Consider the following 16,418-nt stretch of genomic DNA (forward strand, 5'->3'; position numbering starts at 1 on the left):
CCGACGCCCTCGACGAGGCCCTCGCCCTCCTCGAATCGGGCCTGCGCCCCTGAGCGCCGGCCGGCCCTCAGGGGCGTGCGGCGACGTCCGGCCCGCGGGGCGTCAGCGGACGCGGGCGGCGACGTCCGGGCTGATCCGGACGGCTCCGGCGAAGTTGCGGGTGCTGACCGGGACGAGCTTGACCACGTCTCCGGTCCTGGGGGCGTGCAGCATCTTGCCGCCACCCCAGTAGATCGCCACATGTGAGACGTAGCTGGGGTTGGTCGGGTCGTGCCGCCAGAACAGCAGGTCACCGGGCTGGGCCTGGGAGAGGGGGATCTGCGGGCCCGCGACGAACTGCTGGTGGGTCACCCGGGGCACCTTGATGCCCGCCTGAGCGTAGGCCCACTGGACCAGCCCGGAGCAGTCGAAGGTGTCCGGCCCCTCCGCGCCCCAGACGTAGGGGCGGCCGAGCTTGCTGATCGCCGCGGTGAGGGCGGTCTTGACCTGGGGGGCCGTCATGAAGGCGCCCGCCGACCAGGTCGCGCGCTTGGGGGCCGACAGCACCGGATTGATCGTGGCGACCTGGCTGCCCCGGGGGAGGATCCGCAGCAGGGCGCGGCGCAGCTTGGCCGAATCGGCCTTCGGGGCGCTCACCACCAGCGCGTTGTTCTCCGGGATGCCCAGCGCACGGGCGGTCTGCCGCGAGACCACGGCGTCGATGGCCCCCATGCCCATCGTCGCGTAGGCGCCCACGCGCAGAGTCTGCCCGGCCGTGGCGACGGACTTGCCCAGCGGCATGCCGCCGTCGTTGCCCAGGACGAAGGAGACGGCGATCTCACCGGCGGAGACGTTGCGCCAGAGCCTGTCGGAACGCGCGGTCGGTTTGGGGGTGTAGGCACGGAACGTCGAGGGGTTGACCCCCAGGGTCTGCACCCGCTTGCCGTCCATGCCCACCTCCGCCGCGTCGGCGCGCTCCACCGCCCGCACCCCGGCGACCTGCGCGACCCGCGCCACCACGGCCGAGCGCAGCGGCTTGGCCGCGACGACGAAGAGGTTGGGCCGGTGCATCGAGGTGAGCGGGGCCACCGGGAGCGGCGGGGCCTGCGTGGGCGGGGCCTGCGCGGGCGGGGCCGTCGCCGTGCCGGCCTGGAGGCTCTGCCGGGCGACGGGCCTGCGCAGGGCGACCGTCTCCGGGGTCCGCTCCGGCAGCTGGGTGACCACCACCACCCCCGTGGCCAGCACGGCCACGAGGAAGAGCGCGATGACGGGGACGGCCTGCCTGGGCAGGCGGGCGCCGCGGCCGTAGCGGATGCGCGGGCGGTAGGCGAGGTCCTGGCGGGCCTCATGGATCAGACCGGAGACCCGTGTCCGCCGATCCAACACGGCATCCCCCTTCCACCCGTTCTGATCCAGCCCTAAGAGAGTGCCGTACACCGCGCCATGATGCACGCGAACCCGCCAAAACACTCTGTTATCTACGACACGGTCACAAGCCGGACGGCATGCCTCAAGGACCCGCCTTCAGGACATGTCTCGGAGCGCACGCCTCCCAGGACATGGCGATCCGCCGGGACGGGGTCCCGGCGGATCAACTGGTCGGGCGAGGTCAGCTGCCGATGTAGGGAACGGCCTCAAGGATCTCGACGGTGTTGGAGCGGCCGTTGGGCATCGTGTAGGTGGCCTTCTCGCCGATCTTCTTGCCGTTGATCGCCGCGCCGAGCGGCGACTTCGGCGAGTAGACGTCGATCGGGGCGCCGCTCTCCTCGCGGGAGGCCAGCAGGAAGGCGACCTCCTCGTCGTCGCCCTCGAAGCGGATGGTGACGGTCATGCCGGGGCCCACCACGCCCTCGGTGCGCGGCGCCTCACCCACCTTGGCGCTGTCGATGATCTGCCGGAGGTGGAAGATGCGGGCCTCCATCTTGCCCTGCTCGTCCTTGGCGGCGTGGTAGCCGCCATTCTCCTTGAGGTCGCCCTCTTCGCGGGCGGCCTCGATCTTCTTGGCGATATCGACGCGCCCGGGCCCCGAGAGGTATTCGAACTCCGCCTTCAGGCGGTCGTACGCCTCCTGAGTGAGCCAGGTGACGCTCTCGTTGTGGGAGTCGGCCACGGGTTCTCCTTGCATCCTCTATGGGGGCTTCGTGCTTGGGTAGCTGTCGTTCGAATTTCGAAAGGCTAACAAGTTAACCGCTCGAACGCTTCCCCAAATATCTCACTATACGAGATAGCAGTAGTGGACTGCGCCGGAAGTCGCCTGGGCACTGGTCTCTAGCCGCTCAGTAAGGCGGACATATCCCTCACCAGCAGGAATAGTGACCTCACGGCTCCCGACTTCCACGTGAGCCACATCCATGGCCCGCAGCCGGCAGAGGGCCGCGCGATCGGATGGCTTGACCACTTCGAAGGTGATCTGAATAGAATCGCCGCGGCTGGCATCGAAAGCGATGACCTGGTCGATAACCTCGGTGTTGCCCTTGGACGCCCACATCACGTAGCCCCACCCGCCGGCGCACACCGCGCACAGGATCGCGATCACGACGTGCACGACGAAGCGGCCCCTGCGCTCCGGACGGTCGGGGAAGTCGCCCGGGGTGCCGAGCACCGGACCGTTCTGCCGGCCCTGCTCGGCCTCGCTGGTGGCCATGACGGAATCTCCCTGCACTACCTCGGCGTTATCCAAGACAATTGTCCCTCGCGGGGGCCTCGCCCTCGCGACCGCCATAAGAGAAACTAACCTCTCCCCGGAGTGCCCAGGCCCAGCCGGGGAGTGGCGCGGCATCGGAGCGAGCACAATGGACGCGTACGGCGGAGCCTGCCGTCCTCAGGGCGAGCGAGGATCTGAGCGCGACCTATCAAGAGGAGACATCGAGCCCGTGAGTGCACCGCTGAGGCTGATGGCCGTTCACGCGCACCCTGACGACGAGTCGAGCAAGGGCGCCGCCACGATGGCGCGCTACGTCGCGGAAGGTGTGGAGGTGCTGGTCTGCACCCTCACCGGAGGAGAGCGCGGTTCGATCCTGAACCCCAAGATGGACCGTCCCGAGATCCTTGAGAACATCGGCGAGGTCCGGCGCCTGGAGATGGAGCGCGCGCGAGAGATCCTCGGCGTGCAGCAGCGCTTCATGGGGTTCGTCGACTCGGGCCTGCCGGAGGACGAGAGCGAGCCGCTGCCCGAGGGCTGCTTCGCCCTGCAGCCGATCGAGACCGCCTCGGCGCCGCTGGTGGCGGCCGTGCGCGAGTTCAGGCCGCACGTCATCCTCACCTACGACGACGACGGCGGCTACCCGCACCCCGACCACATCATGACCAACCGCGTCTCGGTGGAGGCCTTCGAGGCCGCGGGCGACCCCGACCGCTACCCCGACGCCGGGGAGCCCTGGCAGCCGCTCAAGCTCTACTACCACATGGGCTTCACCAAGGACCGGTTCGAGGCGCTGCACGAGGCCATGACCTCCCGGGGCATCGGCTCCCCCTACGCCGACTGGATCTCGCGCTGGGAGGACCGCCCGCAGAAGTGGCCGGTGACCACGCGCATCCCCTGCGGCGACTACTTCGAGGTCCGCGACGAGGCGCTGCTCGCCCACGCCACCCAGGTCGACCCCGACGGCTTCTGGTTCGTCTGCCCGCGCGACCTGCAGCGGGAGATCTGGCCGACCGAGGACTACCACCTGGCCCGCTCCCTCGTCGACACCGAGCTTCCCGAGGACGACCTGTTCACCGGCATACACGCCGAAGAGGTGTCCCCCGCCTGCCACTGACACGACCATGGGGTGGCGGTGGCAGACTTGAGGTGTGATTGCATTCGACACCGTCGCCAAAGGTGACGTCAGCCCGGGCCTCCTGGGATTCCTCGTCGTCGCGGCGCTGGGGTTGGCGCTGTTCCTGCTCGTCAAGTCGATGAGGCGGCAGATCTCCAGGATCGAGGTCCCGTCCGAGTCCGAGCTGAACAAGCAGAACCCCGCCGCCTAGCCGGGCCGCGCTCCGGCCCGGCCCCGCGGGGTCAGTCGGCCGACCATGCCCTTTCCAGGGCCTTCGGCAGGCCCCAGCGGCCCAGCGGGGTGAGCACCTCGCGCTTGTCCACGATCCCCAGGCACGCCCACAGCGGCGTGACCGAGCTGAACAACGTCTCCGCCGCCTCCAGGTCGTCCGGTTCGTCCATCTGCACGTCGATGTCCTCGGACTCGGCGATGAGCCGGGCGATCCGCTCGGGCGAGGCCAGCACCCCCGGGCCACGTCTGGCCAGGGCCGCCACCACGGCCAGCCAGTCCGCGTGGTGGATCGCGCAGAGCGCGGCCAGCACGGAGTCCTCGTGGCTCAGCTCGCCCTCCAGGTCGGAGAACGCCTCCGGCGTGTCGTCCTCTTCGGGCAGGTCCGAGATCGGCCCGGCGATGCCCGCCGTGACGGTCAGCCAGAGCTCCTCGTCGTCGGCGGGCAGCGGCTCCCCGTCGTATCCGGCGCAGGCCCGCAGCACGTTGCCCGGATAGCCGGGGCCGGCCAGCACCTCGCGCAGCCGTACGCACGCGGCCCGCAGGTCCCCGGCCGGCCGCTCGGGGTCGGGCAGCTCGGCCAGGATGCGCCGCAGCTCGCTGAGCGCGAACGCCTCCTCCTCGTCCCAGGCCGCGAACAGCTCCTCGTCCTGCTCGTCGCTGACCGCGATCCCGGGCATCCGCCCGTCGGGCAGCGGGCTGTTGAGCCAGCGCTCCTGCAGGTCCTCGTAGACCTCCCGGGCCGCCTCGTCCCCCTGGGCGAGCGCGTCCGGGTCGACCTCACCGGCGGCGACCCGCTCCTCCAGGTAGGTGACCAGCCTGCCGAACATCTCCTCGGCGACCGGCCCCCGCTCGTCCTCCTCGGGCCAGACGAAGAAGCTCCGGGTGAGCAGGAGCGGCTCGGTCCCGGTGGACTCCAGCCACCGCTGCACGTCGCCCACGGTCGCGCCGCCGGACTCGATCGCCCGCAGCGTCGCCTTGGCGGACTCCCAGAAGGGCAGGGACAGCGGGTTCCCCGCCGCCATCAGCGCCCGGCGCAGGTCGGGGAGGGCCACCAGCGCCACCCCCGACGGCACCGCGAGCAGGGCGAGGGCCACATCACGGCGGGTCAGCTCGGCGGCCGGCCGCCCGGCGTGCACACAGACGAAGTCGAGATCCACGCCCAGTGAGCCTACGCCCGAAGCCCCATGAACACACCTCCCGCCCCGGCGACACGTCCGCCGCCGGGACGTCCGCCGTCAGGGGGCGATCCGGGCGAGGGCGGCGGTGTAGATCTCGACGGCCTCGTCGATCCTGGAGATCTCGCAGAACTCGTCGGTGACGTGCGCCTGCTCGGGCTCGCCGGGGCCGCAGATCACGGTGGGGACACCGCCGCAGGCGGGACCGAGCACGGAGGCGTCGGTGAAGTAGCTGGCGGCCGGGCGGTCGCCCGGGGGGAGGGCCCCCGCGGCCAGCAGCGCGCCCACGAAGGGGGCCTCCGGGTCGGTCCACACCGCGGGCAGGTCGATCAGCACCTCCAGCGACGTCTCCGCGCCGAGCTCGGCCCGCAGCCGCTCGCGCAGCAGCGCGTGGTCCTGTCCGGTGACCGTGCGCAGGTCGACGGTCGCCTCGGCCAGGTCGGGGACGGAGTTGACGTTGATCCCGCCGTGCGCCGTCCCCACGTTCACGGTGGAGGCGCCGAGCATGGCGTGGGCGGGGACGCCGGGGTCGAACCCCTCGACCCTGCCGATGGCGCGGGCCAGTTTGTAGATCGCGTTGTCGCCGAGGTGCGGCATCGAACCGTGCGCGGTATGGCCCCGCACGACCATCCTCAGCCACAGGGCGCCCTTGTGCCCGAGCAGCACGCGGTTGGCGGTCGGCTCGGCGACCAGCAGCGCCCGGGACCGCCCGACCAGGCCACGGGCGATCATGTCGATCGCGCCCTCGCAGCCGGTCTCCTCGCCCACGGTGAGGATGAGTTCCAGTGCCACCCGGGGACCGTGACCGGCCGCGTGCCGCTCCGCGGCGACCACCATCGCGGCCACCCCGGCCTTCATGTCGCTCGACCCGCGCCCGTAGAGCCGGCCGCCGTCCACCTCCGCCGCGTGCGGCCCGTGCGCCCATTCCTGGCCGCCCAGCGGGACCGTGTCGAGGTGGCCGGTGAGGGTGACCGGCAGCCCCGATCCCCACCGGGCGACCAGCCCGGTACGGCCGGCGGCGTGTTCGTGCGCCCGGACCTCGAACCCGGCGGCCTCCAGCCGGCGGGCGAGCGGTCCGGCGGCCGCGGCCTCACCGCCCCCCACCGTGTCGATTCCGATCAGCTCGCGGGTCAGCGCGAGTGCGTCGCTCATGCCGCTCTCCCTCCGGTCACGTCGAACCCCGTCACGTCGAACCCCGTCACGTCGAACCCCGTCACGTCGAACCCCGTCACGTCGAACCCTCCGATCACGCGGGACCCCAGGCCATGTTGGGCCCCGGCCGCGCCTGCCCCCGGGTCACGTCGGACCCCAGGCCATGTTGGGTCCCGGCCCCGTCGGCCCCCCGGGGCACCTCGGCCTCCAGGGCCACATCGGACCTCCGGATCACGTCGGGCCTCCGGCCGGCGTGGATCCCGCGCCGGCCGCCCCGCGGTCACCGGAGACCCCCGCGACGGGCCTGCTGGTCTCGCGGACGACGAGCCGCGGGGCGATGGCGATGCGCTGGGCGGGGCGCGGATCGTCCATCCGCACCTGGCCCAGCAGCCGCAGGGCCTCGGCCGCGATCGCCTCGACCGGCTGGCGCACGGTGGTGAGCGGCGGGTCGCACATCGCGGCGTAGCCGACGTCGTCGAAGCCGACCACCGACACCTCCGCGGGCACCCGCACGCCGCCGAGCCGCAGCGCCCGCAGCAGGCCGATCGCGATCTCGTCGTTGCCGCAGATCACCGCGTCGGGCAGGGAGTCCTCGGCGAGGAGCAGCCGGCCGGCCTCGACGCCCCAGCCGAGGGTGAAGTCGCCCAGCAGCGGGGGACGTACGGACACCCCCGCGCGCGCGGCGGCGCGCTCGAAGCCGTCCAGCCGCAGGCGGGCGGAGGAGTTCACCAGCCGGCTGCCCACGAAGACGACGGAGCGGGCCCCGCCGGCGACCACGTGATCGACGGCCAGCGTCAGGGCCTGCGCGTCGTCCACCCCCACCCAGTCCGCCCCGCCGTCCTCGATGTAGCGGTCGACCTGCACGAGGGGGACCTGCTGGGCGGCGTTCAGCACCGCCGGCACGCTGCCCTCCATGTCGCACGGGCTGATGATCAGACCGTCCACCCGCCGCGCCATGAGGGTCTCCAACCGGCTGGCCTCCACCTCCGGGGTGTACTGCGAGGCGCACAGCAGCAGGTCCACGCCGGTCTGCTGGAGCTGGTGCTCCACCGCCTCGACGATCATGGTGAAGAACGGGTTGCCGATGCCGGGGACGACCATGCCGATCGTCCCGGTGGTCCGGTCCCGCAGCGCCTTGGCGACGGCGTTCGGCCGGTAGCCGAGCTCGGCCACGGCCCGCGCCACCCGCTCGGCCACGTCGGCCCCGACCTTGCGGCGGCCCGAAAGGGCGCGGGAGGCGGAGGCCACGGAGACTCCCGCGGCCCTGGCCACATCGTGGATCGTCACACCCATTGCTGAAATCGATTTCCTTCACGGAGCGCGCCTGGGATGGCTCACCGCTGACCGCGGGGCCGTCGGCAGCCTATCGCGGACCGGCGCCGCCCGGCGGTTGAGCAGGAAAATTGACCTTTTCGGACATACATCACCTTGACGCCACTTTGCCCCCGTGACTAGCATCCCGGCAATGGGTAATCGATTACCCAGCGCACCCCCCACAGCGGTCCCCGCGAAAGGCTGATCCCGATGGCACGATCCAATCGACTCACCCGCCTGACAGCCACCACCGCGCTGCTGGCCACCGGCCTGCTGGCCGCGGCCTGCGGCGGCACGGACGGCTCCGGCGCCGCATCGGGCGGTGACCGCCCCCGCGTCGGCCTGGTGCAGATCAACCAGCAGGCGATCTTCTTCAACGAGATGAACGCCGGCGCCCAGCAGGCGGCCAAGGAGGCGGGCGTCGATCTGACGATCTTCAACGCCAACGACGACGCCGCCAAGCAGAACGAGGCCGTCGACAACTTCGTCCAGCAGCAGTTCGACGCCGTCGTCGTCGTGGCCATCGACGTGGAGGGCATCAAACCCGCCGTGAAGATCGCCAAGGACGCCGGCCTGAAGGTCGTGGCGGTCGACGCGATCGTGGACTCCCCCGCGGTCGACACCCAGGTCGGCGTGGACAACGCCGCCGCCGCCAAGGACGCCGGCGCGTTCGTCAACGACTGGGCCAAGGCGCAGAACCTGGCGGCGCCGAAGATCGGCGTGGTGGGCGCGCTCAACTCCTTCATCCAGAACATCCGCAAGGACGACTTCAACGCCACCGTCCAGGCGGGCGGCGCCCAGATCGTGCAGACCGTGGACGGGCAGAACAAGCAGGAGGCCGCCATGACGGCCGCCGAGAACCTGCTCACCTCGCGCTCGGACATGGACGCCATCTACGCCACCGGCGAGCCCGCCCTGCTGGGCACCGTGGCGGCGGTGAAGTCGCAGAACGCCGCCGACCGGGTGAAGGTCTTCGGCTGGGACCTCACCAAGGAGGCGATCAGCGGCATCGACGCGGGCTTCGTCGCCGGAGTCGTGCAGCAGGATCCCCGGTCCGAGGGCTACGAGGCGGTCAAGGAGGCCAAGTCCCTGGTCGGCGGAGGACAGGCCAAGAAGAAGATCGACGTGCCCGTCACGATCGTGACCAAGGACAACGTCGACAAATACCGCACCACCTTCAAGTAGGCCGGCGGGAGACCCAGCAGAGATGAGCACTCAGCAGACGGAGGTCGCCGACCGCGTGGTCATGCGCGACATCCGCAAACGGTACGGAATGGTCGACGCCCTGCGCGGGGCGTCCCTCCGGGTCGGCGTCGGCGAGGTCGTGGGACTGGTCGGCGACAACGCCGCCGGCAAGTCCACCATGATGAAAGTGCTGGCGGGCGCGGTCGTGCCGGACTCCGGCGAGATCGTCTTCGACGGCCGCCCGGTGTCCTTCACCAATCCCCGCGACGCCCGCGAGCTGGGCATCGAGATGGTCTACCAGGACCTCGCCCTGTGCGACGACATCGACGTGGCGGGCAACCTGTTCCTCGGCCGTGAGCCGCGCCGGAGCGGCGGCCTGCTGCTCGACACCCGGAAGATGCACGAGGAGGCCCGGCTCCACCTCGACGCGCTCAACATCCGGATCCCGCTCACCGACATCCCGGTGGGCGGTCTGTCCGGCGGGCAGCGCCAGGCCGTGGCCATCGCCCGCGCCGTCACCTTCGCCCCCAAACTCCTCATCCTCGACGAGCCCACCGCGGCCCTCGCCGTGACCGAGGTCGAAACGGTCCTCGAACTCATCAAGACGATCTCCACCCAGGGGGTCGCGGTCATCCTCATCACGCACCGCCTGCAGGACCTCTTCCGGGTGTGCGACCGGCTCTGCGTGATGTACGAGGGGACGCTCCGCGCCGACCTCGACGCCCGCGAGACCAGCCTGGAGCAGCTCGTCTCGGAGATCGTCGCCCACGAGCTGCCCGAGGGGGCACGATGACCACCGCCACCAGCGACCGGGTGGTGACCACCCGGTCGGCCCGCGCCAACGCGCACATCGGCAGGCACGCCCAGACCATCGCGATCGCGGTCGTGCTGGTCGTACTGCTGATCTTCTTCTCCTTCTCCGCCGACCGCTTCGCCACGGCCGGGAACATGCTCAACCTGATCCGGCAGATCGCCCCGACGCTGATCGTCGCGACGGCGATGACGTTCGTGATCTGTACCTCCGGCATCGACCTGTCGGTCGGCTCGACCGTGGCGCTGTCGGGATCACTGCTGGCGATCGTGCTCCAGCACGGCTGGGACCCGACCCTCGCCCTCATCGCGGTCCTCGCCCTCGGCGCCGCGATCGGGTTCGTGAACGGGTGGTTCTCCGCCTACCAGGGCATCCCGCCGTTCATCGTCACACTCGCCATGCTCTCGATCATGCGTGGTACGGCGCTGCGGGCCACCGAGGGCTACTCCACCCCGATCGACGGCGATCTGTGGATCGTCCAGCTCGGCCAGGGACGCGTCGCCGGGGTCCCGGTGCCGGCGATCCTCGCCGTGGTCATCGCGCTGGTCGCCTGGCTGGCCCTGACCCGCACCCCGTTCGGCCGGTACGTGATCGGCCTCGGCTCCAACGGGGAGTCGCTCCGCCGGGCCGGGGTGAACACCCGCCGGGTGGGCCTGATCGTCTACGTCCTCACCGGCCTGGCCGCCGCCCTCGCCGGCGTGCTGATCGCCACCCGGCTCAGCTCGGGCTCCTCCAACGCGGGCACCGGGTTCGAGCTGGAGGTCATCACCGCCGTCGTGCTCGGCGGGACCAGCCTGTTCGGCGGCCGGGGCAGCATGCTCGGGACCATCCTGGGCGCCCTGGTCCTCGGCGTCATCGCCAACGGCCTGGTGCTGCTGCACGTCTCGCCGTTCTACGTCCAGATCGTCCAGGGCGGCATCCTGCTGCTGGCCATCTTCTCCAACAGCAAGGTCTGGGCGAGGTTCGGCGCGGTGCGGAAATGACCGGCCGGCCCGGAGCCGGCGGACCGGTGAGCGCGATGACGGTGCTCGGCCCGGTGCCCGTCGCCGAGCTCGGCGTCACGCTCTGCCACGAGCACCTGCGCAACGACGGCGCCAGCGCCTGGCACCCGGCCCCGGCCGGAGACGCCGAGGGGGAGCTGATCGCCGGCTCCCGGCTGCGGATGGACTTCCTCGGCCGGCTGCGGCACGACCCCTACCTCTCCCGCGACAACGTCTCACTCGACGACACCGAGGTCGCGATCGAGGAGGTGGCCCGGTTCGCCGCCCGCGGCGGCCGGACCCTGCTGGAGGTGACCCCCGACGGCATCGGCCGCGCCCCCGGCGAGCTGGCCCGGATCGCCCGCGCCGGCGGTCTGAACATCGTGATGGGCTGCGGCTTCTACCTGGAGCGCACCCATCCGGCCCGGGTACGCGAGATGAGCGCCGACGACGTCGCCGCCGAGATCGAGCGGGACCTGACCGAGGGCGTGGACGGGGTGCGCGCGGGGGTGATCGGCGAGATCGGGATCTCGGCGGACTTCACCCCGGCCGAGGAGAAGGTGCTCCGCGGCGCCGCCCGCGCGCAGTCCCGCACCGGCGTGCCGCTCTCGGTGCACCTGCCCGGCTGGGTACGGCACGGCCACCGGGTGCTCGACGTCGTCGCCGAGGAGGGCGGGCTGCTGCCGGCCACGGTGCTGTCGCACATGAACCCCAGCCTGCACGACCGCGACTACCAGGTGTCGCTCGCCGTCCGCGGCGCCTACCTGGAGTACGACATGTGCGGCATGGAGTATCTGTTCCCCGGGGAGGGCCAGTCGCCGTGCGACGAGGAGAACGCCGCGGCCATCGCCTGGCTGGTCCGCGCCGGGCTCGGTGACCGGCTGCTGCTCTCCCAGGACGTCTTCCTCAAGACCATGCTGGTCCGGTACGGCGGGGCCGGCTACGCGCACATCCTCACCGACTTCGTCCCGCGGCTGCACCGCCACGGGCTGACCCCGCGGGACACCCACCGGATGCTCGTCGCCAACCCGCGAGAGCTCTTCACCGCCGCGCACGGGCATCCGCGGTCCGCCGCCCTGCCCCACGACGGCTGAACACCCACAGAACGCCCTGCCGTACGACGGCCGGACACCCACAGAAGGAGACATCCGTATGACCCGCGTGCTGGTCGCCGGCGAGTCGTGGATCAGCGAGTCCACCCACTACAAGGGCTTCGACTCGTTCACCACGACCACCTACCACACCGGCATCGAGCCGCTGCGTGACGCTCTGGTGTCCGACGGCATGGAGGTCGACCACCTACCGGCGCACGACGTGCCGGGGCTGTTCCCCGCGACGCTCGACGAGCTGTCGGCCTACGACGTGGTCGTGCTCTCCGACATCGGCGCCAACAGCATCCTGCTCCACCCCGACACGTGGCTGCACAGCAGGAAGTCGGTCAACCGGCTCGACCTGCTGGCACGCTGGGTGGAGCAGGGCGGCGGCCTGGCGATGGCGGGCGGCTACCTGAGCTTCCAGGGGTTCGAGGCCAAGGCCGCCTTCCGCGGCACGGCCGTGGAACGGGTGCTCCCCGCCCGGATGTCCCCCTACGACGACCGGGTGGAGACCCCCCAGGGCGTCCCGGGGGCCGTCGCCGACCCCGGCCACGTCATCGTCGCCGGGCTGCCCGCCACCTGGCCCGACCTGCTCGGCTACAACCGCTTCGAAGTCCCTCAGGACGCCGCGCTGCTGGCCACGGTGGGCGGGGACCCGCTGCTCGCCGTACGCGAGGCGGAGGCCGGGCGCACCCTCGCGTGGGCCTCGGACATCGCCCCGCACTGGTGCCCCGAGGAGTTCGTGGGCTGGGACGGCTACCGCACGCTCTTCACCCGCGCGGTGCGCTGGCTGGCGAAGGAGATCTGACATGGCGATCCCGGTGATCCTCGACTGCGACCCGGGGCACGACGACGCCCTCGCCATCCTGCTGGCGGTCGCCCACCCGGCGATCGACCTGCGCGCGGTCGCCACCGTGGCGGGCAACCAGACCGTGCAGAAGACCGCGCTGAACGCGCGGCGGATGCTCGGCCTCGCCGGCGCCACCGGCGTACCGGTGGCGGCGGGCTGTGACCGGCCGCTCGTCGCGCCGCTGGAGATCGGCGACTACGTGCACGGTGAGAGCGGCCTGGACGGCCCGGCCTTCGGCGAGCCGGACGTGCCGCTCGACCCGCGCCACGGCGTCGAGCTGATCCACGACACGCTCGCCGCCGCGGAGGAGCCGGTCACGATCGTGGCGATCGGACCGCTGACCAACATCGCCACGCTGCTGCGCCGCCATCCGGGCGACCGCGAGCGGATCCGCGAGATCGTGATCATGGGAGGCTCCACCGAGCGGGGCAACCACACCCCGTACGCCGAGTTCAACGTCCACGCCGACCCGGAGGCCGCCGCCGAGGTGCTCGGCAGCGGCGTCCCGACCACCTGGGTCGGGCTCAACGTCAGCCACCAGGCCCTGGTCACCTCCGACGTGCTGGAGCGCATCAGCGCGCTGGGGACCCCGCTGGCGCGGATCTGCGTGGAGCTGCTCACCTTCTTCGGCTCCAGCTACCACAGGGCCTGGGGGTTCCCCGCGCCGCCGCTGCACGACCCGATCACCGTCGCCTACCTGATCGACCCGGCGGTCCTCACCCGGGTCCGGGTGGGCCTGCGGATCGAGCTGGACGGCTCCCACACCCGGGGCGCCACCGTGGCCGACCTGCACGGCCGGATGGACTGGGAGCCGAACGCCGAGGTGGGCACCGTCCTGGACAAGGACCGGTTCTGGGACCTCATGATCGGCGCCATCGACGTCCTCGGCCGCGGGTGACCCCCGGGCCGCCCGCCTGACCGTACGGCCCCGCTCACGGCCCCGCCCCCCGCGGATCCGCCGGTGAGCGGGGCCGTACGGCGTGAGGGCCTCCCCGTACCGCCCAGGCCGTCCTGTGCCGCCCCGCCGCCCCGAGCCGTCCCATCGCGCAGCCGCCCCGGAGCGTCCCGCCGGCCTGTCCCGTCCTGCCCCGCGTCGCCCCGCCGCTGCGCCCTCCCGTCGCCTGGTTCGAGTGGGGTGCGGAGGCGTTCTCCGAGGCCGGACAGCGGGACGTGCCGTTGCTGATCAGCGTGGGCTACTCGGCGCGCCACCGGTGCCACGACATTCATGCGAGTAGTTGAGATCTCGTCGTACGCTGGCAGATGTGAAAGGTGGTGTCATGAGCGCTCAGCCGGTTCACAGTGGCGCAGTAGAGCACCCGCGAGTGCCGAGAACCATCGGCGCCATCTCCAGCGCGCTGCGGGGCAGCCGCCGTGCGCAGTTCTTCGCCGAGCTCCTGGAAGCCCAGCAAGGTCCCGAGCTGGACAGCGTGCTCAGCGCCTGGTGGGGCCGCGCGATGCTCGACACCGATCCCGACCGTGACCGGATCCGAGCAGCGGCCGAAGCCGGCACCCTGCCGACCACCTCGATGGACGACGTCCTACGCCGACGACAGGAGCGCGGCGCCCAGTGAGCGAGGACGACCTATGGCCGGTCGTGCCTTCGGAGGTCGTGGCCGACACGCTCGCCGACCCGTCCGTCTCGCCGGACGTCTTCTCGACGTTGGTCGCGCTCACGGTCGCCATCTGCGAGGATCCTTGGCTCGCCGGTAGCGATCAGGTCGGTGCCGATCCAGACTGGCGGGAGATCCTCATCCCCGAAGGACTCGGTATCGCGGAATATCGGATTGACAGGAAGAACCAGCAGGTGCTTCTCACCCGAGTCGTCCTCTTCCGACACCTGTGAGAGTCTGATCTTATGAACAGGCTTGGTAGTGAGACTTCTCCCTACCTCCTCCAGCACACCAGCAACCCGGTTGATTGGTGGCCTTGGGGTGCGGAGGCGTTCGCCGAGGCCAGACGGCGGGACGTGCCGTTGCTGATCAGCGTGGGCTACTCGGCGTGCCACTGGTGCCACGTGATGGCGCACGAGTCGTTCGAGGACGAGGGCACCGCCGCGCTGATGAACGAGAACTTCGTCAACGTGAAGGTCGACCGCGAGGAACGGCCGGACGTGGACGCGGTCTACATGACGGCCACCCAGGCCATGACCGGCCAGGGCGGCTGGCCGATGACGGTCTTCGCCACCCCCGAGGGGCACCCCTTCTACACCGGCACCTACTTCCCCAGGTCGCACTTCCAGCGGCTGCTGGCCGGGGTGTCTAACGCCTGGAACGGCGAGCGCGAGGCGGTGCTGGAGCAGGGCTCGAAGATCGTGGAGGCGCTGCGGGAGCAGTCGTCGCTGCCCTCGGGCCCGCTGCCCACACAGGACACGCTGGCCCGCGCCGTGCGCGCCCTGGGCGACTCCTTCGACCCGGTGCGCGGCGGGTTCGGCACGGCGCCCAAGTTCCCGCCGTCGATGGCGCTGGAGTTCCTGCTGCGCTACGCCGCCGCCCGGCCCCGCACCGGGGGCGGGCCGGAGCGGCCGGGCCCGGAGGCGGGCACGGAGCCCGGGGCCGACGCGGCGACGGCGATGGCCGGGCGGACGCTGGAGGCCATGGCCAGGGGCGGCATCTACGACCAGCTCGGCGGCGGCTTCGCCCGCTACAGCGTGGACGCCGGATGGGTGGTGCCGCACTTCGAGAAGATGCTCTACGACAACGCGCTGCTGCTGCGGGTCTACGCGCACTGGTGGCGCCTGACCGGCTCGGCGCTGGGGCGAAGGGTGGCCCTGGAGACGGCCGACTGGCTGCTGGCCGAGATGCGCACCCCCGAGGGCGGCTTCGCCTCGGCCCTGGACGCCGACAGCGAGGGCGTGGAGGGCAGGTTCTACGCCTGGACCCCCGAGGAGATCCACGAGGTCCTGGGTGAGGAGGACGGCGCCTGGGCGGTCGCCCTGTACGAGGTGACCGGCACCTTCGAACACGGCACCTCGGTGCTCCAGCTCCTGTCGGACCCCGACGACGCCGAGCGGGCCGCCCGGGTCCGCGCCGCGCTGCTGGCCGCGCGGGCCCGCCGGGTACGGCCCGGCAGAGATGACAAGGTGGTGGCCGCCTGGAACGGCCTGACCATCGCCGCGCTCGCCGAGGCCGGGGCCCTGTTCGACCGGCCCGACCTGGTGGCGGCGGCGCGGGCGGCGGCGGTGCTGCTCGATGAGCTGCACATGGACGGCGACCGGCTGCTGCGCACCTCGCGCGACGGCCGGGCGGGCGCCAACGCCGGGGTCCTGGAGGACTACGCCGACCTGGCCGAGGGGCTGCTCACCCTGTACGGCGTGACCGGGGAGGTCCGCTGGTTCCACCGGGCCGGGACACTGCTGGAGACCGTGCTCGACCGGTTCGCCGACGGCGCCGGCGGATTCTTCGACACCGCCGACGACGCCGAGCCGCTGTTCCGCCGCCCGCAGGACCCCACCGACAACGCGACCCCGTCGGGCCAGTCCGCCGCCGCCGGGGCGCTGCTGTCCTACGCGGCCCTGACCGGCTCGGCCAGGCACCGGGAGGCGGCCGAGGCGGCTCTCGGCCCGGTGACCCTCCTGGCCGACAAGCACGCGCGGTTCGCCGGGTGGGGGTTCGCGGTGGCCCAGGCCGCCGTCTCCGGCCCGGTCGAGGCCGCGATCGTGGGCCCGCCCGGCGACCCGGCGACCTCGGCGCTGCACCGGACCGCCCTGCTGTCCACCGCCCCCGGCCTGGTCGTCGCGCTCGGCGCGCCCGGATCGGCCGAGGTGCCGCTCCTCGCGGGCCGGGACCTGCTCGACGGCGCCCCGGCGGCCTACGTGTGCCGGGGGTTCGCCTGCAGGATGCCCGTCACCACCCCGGCCGGGCTACGGGCCGAGCTGGCGTCCTGACGGCCC

At 71.9% G+C, this 16,418-nt stretch carries 18 protein-coding genes; 12 read left to right on the top strand and 6 right to left on the bottom strand.

Annotated features, from left to right (window positions below; genetic code table 11):
* Positions 1–102 precede the first annotated feature (102 nt).
* From ACZ6R6_RS28090 to ACZ6R6_RS28100, 3 genes are all read right to left on the bottom strand, one after another.
* The gene (locus ACZ6R6_RS28090) at positions 103–1,365 is read right to left on the bottom strand and encodes a C40 family peptidase (RefSeq protein WP_470098210.1); all 1,263 of its coding nucleotides are present in this window, start codon (positions 1,363–1,365) and stop codon (positions 103–105) included.
* 223 nt (positions 1,366–1,588) lie between these two features.
* Positions 1,589–2,104, bottom strand: coding sequence for a transcription elongation factor GreA (gene greA / locus ACZ6R6_RS28095; protein WP_370879689.1), 516 nt, complete (start codon positions 2,102–2,104; stop codon positions 1,589–1,591).
* Positions 2,105–2,194: 90 nt separating this feature from the next.
* On the bottom strand, positions 2,195–2,623 hold the full coding sequence (locus tag ACZ6R6_RS28100) for a DUF4307 domain-containing protein (protein WP_306863845.1): 429 nt from the start codon (positions 2,621–2,623) through the stop codon (positions 2,195–2,197).
* 229 nt (positions 2,624–2,852) lie between these two features.
* Between ACZ6R6_RS28100 and mca the strand changes: the two genes are divergently transcribed.
* A complete protein-coding gene (mca, locus tag ACZ6R6_RS28105; protein WP_470098212.1) occupies positions 2,853–3,737 on the top strand; it encodes a mycothiol conjugate amidase Mca in 885 nt (294 codons plus the stop codon).
* A 34-nt stretch (positions 3,738–3,771) separates the two neighbouring features.
* Complete coding sequence (locus ACZ6R6_RS28110) at positions 3,772–3,948, top strand: hypothetical protein (RefSeq protein ID WP_470098213.1); 177 nt, start codon at positions 3,772–3,774, stop codon at positions 3,946–3,948.
* Between the two features lie 31 nt (positions 3,949–3,979).
* Here ACZ6R6_RS28110 and ACZ6R6_RS28115 read toward each other — a convergent pair whose 3' ends face one another.
* The 3 genes from ACZ6R6_RS28115 to ACZ6R6_RS28125 form a co-directional block, all read right to left on the bottom strand.
* On the bottom strand, positions 3,980–5,125 hold the full coding sequence (locus ACZ6R6_RS28115) for a hypothetical protein (RefSeq protein ID WP_470098215.1): 1,146 nt from the start codon (positions 5,123–5,125) through the stop codon (positions 3,980–3,982).
* Positions 5,126–5,203: 78 nt separating this feature from the next.
* A complete protein-coding gene (locus ACZ6R6_RS28120; protein ID WP_470098217.1) occupies positions 5,204–6,295 on the bottom strand; it encodes a M20 family metallopeptidase in 1,092 nt (363 codons plus the stop codon).
* Between the two features lie 231 nt (positions 6,296–6,526).
* Positions 6,527–7,588, bottom strand: a complete 1,062-nt coding sequence (locus ACZ6R6_RS28125; RefSeq protein WP_470098219.1) for a LacI family DNA-binding transcriptional regulator — start codon at positions 7,586–7,588, stop codon at positions 6,527–6,529.
* A 231-nt stretch (positions 7,589–7,819) separates the two neighbouring features.
* On the opposite strand from ACZ6R6_RS28125, the gene ACZ6R6_RS28130 reads away from it, so the two are divergent.
* From ACZ6R6_RS28130 to ACZ6R6_RS28175, 10 genes are all read left to right on the top strand, one after another.
* Positions 7,820–8,794, top strand: coding sequence for a substrate-binding domain-containing protein (locus ACZ6R6_RS28130; protein ID WP_470098221.1), 975 nt, complete (start codon positions 7,820–7,822; stop codon positions 8,792–8,794).
* A gap of 22 nt (positions 8,795–8,816) precedes the next feature.
* Positions 8,817–9,587, top strand: coding sequence for an ATP-binding cassette domain-containing protein (locus tag ACZ6R6_RS28135; protein ID WP_470098223.1), 771 nt, complete (start codon positions 8,817–8,819; stop codon positions 9,585–9,587).
* On the top strand, positions 9,584–10,588 hold the full coding sequence (locus tag ACZ6R6_RS28140) for an ABC transporter permease (RefSeq protein ID WP_470098225.1): 1,005 nt from the start codon (positions 9,584–9,586) through the stop codon (positions 10,586–10,588). The genes ACZ6R6_RS28135 and ACZ6R6_RS28140 overlap by 4 nt, the downstream gene beginning before the upstream one ends.
* A 35-nt stretch (positions 10,589–10,623) precedes the next feature.
* Complete coding sequence (locus ACZ6R6_RS28145) at positions 10,624–11,679, top strand: phosphotriesterase family protein (protein ID WP_470098396.1); 1,056 nt, start codon at positions 10,624–10,626, stop codon at positions 11,677–11,679.
* A gap of 58 nt (positions 11,680–11,737) precedes the next feature.
* Entirely contained in the window at positions 11,738–12,487 is a 750-nt protein-coding gene (locus ACZ6R6_RS28150; protein ID WP_470098227.1) for a glutamine amidotransferase, read from the top strand.
* A gap of 1 nt (position 12,488) precedes the next feature.
* Complete coding sequence (locus ACZ6R6_RS28155; protein ID WP_470098229.1) at positions 12,489–13,427, top strand: nucleoside hydrolase; 939 nt, start codon at positions 12,489–12,491, stop codon at positions 13,425–13,427.
* 206 nt (positions 13,428–13,633) lie between these two features.
* Positions 13,634–13,768, top strand: coding sequence for a DUF255 domain-containing protein (locus ACZ6R6_RS28160; protein WP_470098398.1), 135 nt, complete (start codon positions 13,634–13,636; stop codon positions 13,766–13,768).
* Positions 13,769–13,851: 83 nt separating this feature from the next.
* Entirely contained in the window at positions 13,852–14,100 is a 249-nt protein-coding gene (locus tag ACZ6R6_RS28165) for a hypothetical protein (RefSeq protein WP_470098231.1), read from the top strand.
* Positions 14,097–14,372, top strand: coding sequence for a hypothetical protein (locus ACZ6R6_RS28170; RefSeq protein WP_470098233.1), 276 nt, complete (start codon positions 14,097–14,099; stop codon positions 14,370–14,372). The genes ACZ6R6_RS28165 and ACZ6R6_RS28170 overlap by 4 nt, the downstream gene beginning before the upstream one ends.
* Positions 14,373–14,384: 12 nt before the next feature.
* The gene (locus ACZ6R6_RS28175; RefSeq protein WP_470098235.1) at positions 14,385–16,412 is read left to right on the top strand and encodes a thioredoxin domain-containing protein; all 2,028 of its coding nucleotides are present in this window, start codon (positions 14,385–14,387) and stop codon (positions 16,410–16,412) included.
* Positions 16,413–16,418: the final 6 nt, after the last annotated feature.

The organism is Streptosporangium sp. NPDC048886, assembly GCF_055586905.1.